Annotated in this window: 3 protein-coding genes; all 3 read right to left on the bottom strand. The window is 73.9% G+C overall.

All coding sequences use genetic code 11. The features are described from left to right. Positions 1-128 precede the first annotated feature (128 nt). The 3 genes from ACFVYI_RS34355 to ACFVYI_RS34345 all read right to left on the bottom strand — a co-directional run bounded on the left by ACFVYI_RS34355 (position 129) and on the right by ACFVYI_RS34345 (position 3,827). Complete coding sequence (locus tag ACFVYI_RS34355; RefSeq protein ID WP_387892827.1) at positions 129-1,736, bottom strand: ricin-type beta-trefoil lectin domain protein; 1,608 nt, start codon at positions 1,734-1,736, stop codon at positions 129-131. Positions 1,737-1,896: 160 nt separating this feature from the next. Continuing rightward, positions 1,897-2,820, bottom strand: a complete 924-nt coding sequence (locus ACFVYI_RS34350) for a ketopantoate reductase family protein (protein ID WP_387892825.1) — start codon at positions 2,818-2,820, stop codon at positions 1,897-1,899. Positions 2,821-2,993: 173 nt separating this feature from the next. Continuing rightward, complete coding sequence (locus tag ACFVYI_RS34345) at positions 2,994-3,827, bottom strand: DUF6585 family protein (protein ID WP_387892824.1); 834 nt, start codon at positions 3,825-3,827, stop codon at positions 2,994-2,996. Positions 3,828-4,038: the final 211 nt, after the last annotated feature.

Below are 4,038 nucleotides of genomic sequence, written 5' to 3'. Positions count from 1 at the left end.
CGCCCCCGGGTGGCCCCCACCCCCGCAACCACTCCCGGCCTCCCCACCTCGCCCCCGGTTGACTCCGGGGGGGCGCACCGGCCCCGGGCCCCCGTCCGGCGGATGACGGACGGGAGCCGGGCCGGCGGTCAGGCGGCCGAGTACCAGACCTGGGCGGCGGTGCCGTTGCACGTCCACAGGTTCAGCGGAACGCCCGGCACGGTGGTGGACTTCGGATCGTCCAGGCACTTGCCGGACGCGGGGTTCAGCAGGTAGCCGGTCGGTGACAGCAGCCACTGCTGCGTCGTCGCCCCCGAGCACGGGGCGAGCTGCACCGTGCTGCCGGCCGTGCCGGCGGTGCCCGCGTCCAGGCAACTGCCGGTGGAGATCCGGAGGGTGCCGTCCTTCACGAGCGACCAGTTCTGCGGCGCGGTGGGGCTGGCGCTGCAGCCGTGGAGGCTGACCGAGGTGGGGTTCTCCACGCCGCCGCTCAGGCAGTAGTTGGTGGCCTTGTTGGTGAAGGCGCTCCAGAGCGGCTGCCCGTTGTAGGGCGGCCGCCAGTCCTGTCCGCTCGCGCCGCAGGTCCGGAGGATCAGCTGGGTGCCGTTGGTGGTCGAGGCGGCGGGGTCGGCCAGGCAGAGGCCGGACTGCGGGTTCAGCAGGCCCTTGGCGTTCTGCGTCCACACCTGGGAGCCGGTGCCGTTGCAGGGGTAGAGCTGGACCGGGGTCCCGTCGGTGAGTCCGCCGCCGGTGACATCGAGGCACTTGCCGAGGGCCTTGACGGTGCCGTCGTTGCCGACCGTCCAGGTCTGGTTCGGCGTCGCGGCGCAGTCCCAGATGTCCGCGGGCATGCTGAAGGTGTCGGGGCCGGCCGAGTTGCTCCCGGCGTCGAGGCACTTGCCGGGCAGGCCGGACGTCACGTTGCCGGTCGGCAGGCCGGTGGCGGGCTGGTAGGAGAAGGAGTTGGTGGCCAGCCCCGTGCCGCCGTTCCAGATCTCGAAGCCCGCCTGTACGGAGCAGAGCGCACCGTCGGCGGGGACGTAGCCGCGGACCACGGCGTCGGCGGTGATCGCGCGCAGGTTCAGGGCGTAGACCGAGTTGGTCGCAGTGGCGAGCAGGTAGCTGATGACCTGCTTGCCGGTGGTGGCGTTCTGGTATTGGTAGACCTGGTACGTCCGGCCGCCGAGGGTGACCTGCTGGGTGGCGGTGCCCAGCGGGACGGGCCCGCCCTGCCGGTTGAGCCAGATCATCAGCTCGTGCGAGGTGGTCGGACCGCACCCGCCGGCCGTGTCCGCGTACCAGAGGTCGTACGCCGCGTTGTACTGCCCGGGGACACCGGTGGTGGTCCGCCAGCCGGTCAGGGTGTCGCCCATGGTGGCCACCGGCGTGGGCAGTTCGCCGGGCCGCGGGACGTACTCGATGCGCGTGTACGCGCCCGGTGCGCCGGGCTGGGTGTTGGTGGCGTTGGTGAGGTCGCTGCGGGTGACGGTGAAGTTGGCGCCGCCGTCGCTGGTCATGCAGACCTCGGCCGAGGAGTTCCACTCGTCCGGCATGATGCGGTAGCGGCCGTCGCCCACGACGGCCGAGCCGAACTTCCCGTTGACGGAGGAGCACAGCGACGCCGCGGGGTCGGCCGACGCCGTTCCGGCCAGCGCGCCCTGCAGGCCGCCGACCAGCGCGAGCGTGACGAGGAGGGAGCGCGCCCGCCGCCGGAAGGTGCGGCCGTGCGGGCGATCAGGATGGTGATGGAGCCTCAAGTCTTGTTCCCCCTGTGAGAGACGGGTGTGTCCCGACAGGAGCAGACTGTAGTGCGGGCGGCCCGGCGCGGTCCGCGCGGCCCGGGGCCCGGTCGGTCCCTGCCCGTCGAGCGGCAGGGACCGACCGGGCCCCGAGGTCAGCCGCGTCGGGGCCGGCGGCTCATACGGCCGCCAGCTCCGCCACCAGCCGCGTCGCGAGCGGTACGCGGATGCCGTGCTGTTCGGCCGCGCGCAGCAGCGCGCCGCCGATCGCGTCGAGTTCCAGCGGGCGGCCCGCCTCGGCGTCGCGCTGCATGGACGACCTGCTGTCGGCGGGGAACGCGTCGTAGCGCGCCAGGACGTCGGCGGCCGCCGTCCGGCCTCCGCAGGCCCGGCCGACCGCCGCGGTCTCCTCCACCAGGGCCGTCAGTTCGGCCCGCCGCTCGGAGCGGATGGTGCCGATGGGCCGGCGATGGCGGGTGGTGAGCAGGGCGAAGGGGGCCAGGAAGGCCAGCTTCCCCCACAGGACCTCGTCCTCGTCCGGCAGGACCCGGGTGGTCACGCCCGCTCCCGTGAGGAGTTGGGCGAGCGGAGCCGAGCGCTCGGGCCGGCCGGCCAGGTCGATCTCGACGAACGGGCTGCCGTGCTCGACGACGCCCGGCGCGGTGCGGGTGGACTCGACCCGCACCACGGCGGGTACCACCCGTTCGTCCCCGTAGCGCGCCCGCAGGGTGTGGGTGTGCTCGACGCCGTTGAGCAGGGGCACCACCAGGCCGTTCGCGGCCCACTGCGGCGGGACGCGGTCGAGCGCCGCGTCGAGCGCCGTGTTCTTGACCGTCACCAGGCACAGGTCGACGGGCTCGCGCAGCACGCCGTCCGCCTCGACGGCCGCGGCGAAGTCGCCGAACTGCCGGCTGCGGACCCGGATGCCGTCCTGGCGCAGCGGACCGGCGGTCTCCTCCCGGGCGAGGCAGATCACGCGGTGCCCGGCGCGGGAGAGCAGTGCGGCGAGCAGGCCGCCGACTCCTCCGGGGCCGAGCACGGCGACGGTGGAACGGGCGGGCGTCGGCACGGGTTCGACGGTGAGTCGTCCGGATTCGGACATGGCTGGGTTCCTCTCGGTTGGCGGGTCGACACCCGGAACGGGTTGTCGCCCTGGACCCGGCACGATGATCTCCTCCGGCCGCGGTCGGGTCAATCCTCACGAGGCGGTCCCCGTGGGCTCCCGACCGCGGTCGCTGCCGAGGCGCTCGACCGTGCCCCGGCGGCGCGACGAACTCAGACGGCCGACCTGCCCCCGGTGCTCCGCAGGTGTTCGGCGAGGGCGAGGAAGACGAAGAAGTTCGGGATCGTGCTCACCGCGGCGCTGGTCAGCGCGCGCCACCGGCCGGCGACCTTGAGCTTGACGAAGCCGTCGAACACCTTGATCTCCTGGATCTCGTGCCACTGTGCCGACTCGCGCGCCGAACCCACGCCGTCCCGCGTCACCCACAGTCGGCCGAAGTCGAGCCGTCCGCCCGAGTTCAGCGTGACGACGGCACGGGGGAGTTGTGCCCGGGTGACCGCCTCCTGGACGGCCGGCCCCCACTCCCGGGGGTTGGCGAACTTGCCCTTCTCGGCGACTTCGCCCGTCCGGTCCGCCCGGCCGCGCAGGACGACCTTCGCGCCGTCGACGTCGGTGAGCGTGTACGCGTAGGAGGTGTAGCCGCCGACCCCCGTGTGCCGGACGGTGTTCTGGAGGACGGAGGTGCTCTCGTAGCGGACGGCATGGACCCGGCCCTTGACCACGGCGGTGAGACCGTGGTCGTGGAGATCGAGCCGAAGGCCCCGGTTCTTCTTCGTCGTGGACCGTTCGATCCAGATGCCCAGCGGGACCAGCAGCAGCAGCCCCAGCGGGACGACGGCCAGGACCGCCGCCTCGGTGAGGGACAGCACGGCCGCCAGCCCACCGAGGACCACGACCCCGGTCACCGCGCAGCCCAGCGAGCCGGCCTGCGACTGCGTGCCCGGATAGACCGCCCGCCGCTCCCCCAGTCGGTTGCGGACCGCCGCCCCGTCGATCAGTGTCAGAAACTCGTCCCGGCCGTCCGCACGGCCGTCCTGTCCGGTCATTTCTCGCCCTCTGCAATCCGGCCCCGCGCACACCGGCGGGGTGAACGGCCGCCGGGCGCCTGGCCTCTTCAACGTGTTCGTCGCGTTCGTCGCGCGCGGGTGGGGCTGCGCCGGGGCGGGGGGGGCCCGGGGCGCCCCCCCCCGGGGGCCCCGGGGGGGGGGGGGGGGGGGCCCCCCGCCCCCCCCCGGGGGTTAGGACGCCGCGGCCCAA

Source organism: Kitasatospora sp. NPDC058218, from assembly GCF_042882445.1.
GTDB lineage: Bacteria > Actinomycetota > Actinomycetes > Streptomycetales > Streptomycetaceae > Kitasatospora.
The sequence above is the reverse complement of the archived record's forward strand: the minus strand, read 5'-3'. Positions and strand labels throughout refer to the sequence as shown.

Excerpts from the sequence above, each read along its gene's own strand:
- ACFVYI_RS34350 (WP_387892825.1), bottom strand. The coding sequence starts at position 2,820 with ATGTCCGAATCCGGACGACTCACCGTCGAACCCGTGCCGACGCCCGCC.
- ACFVYI_RS34345 (WP_387892824.1), bottom strand. The coding sequence starts at position 3,827 with ATGACCGGACAGGACGGCCGTGCGGACGGCCGGGACGAGTTTCTGACA.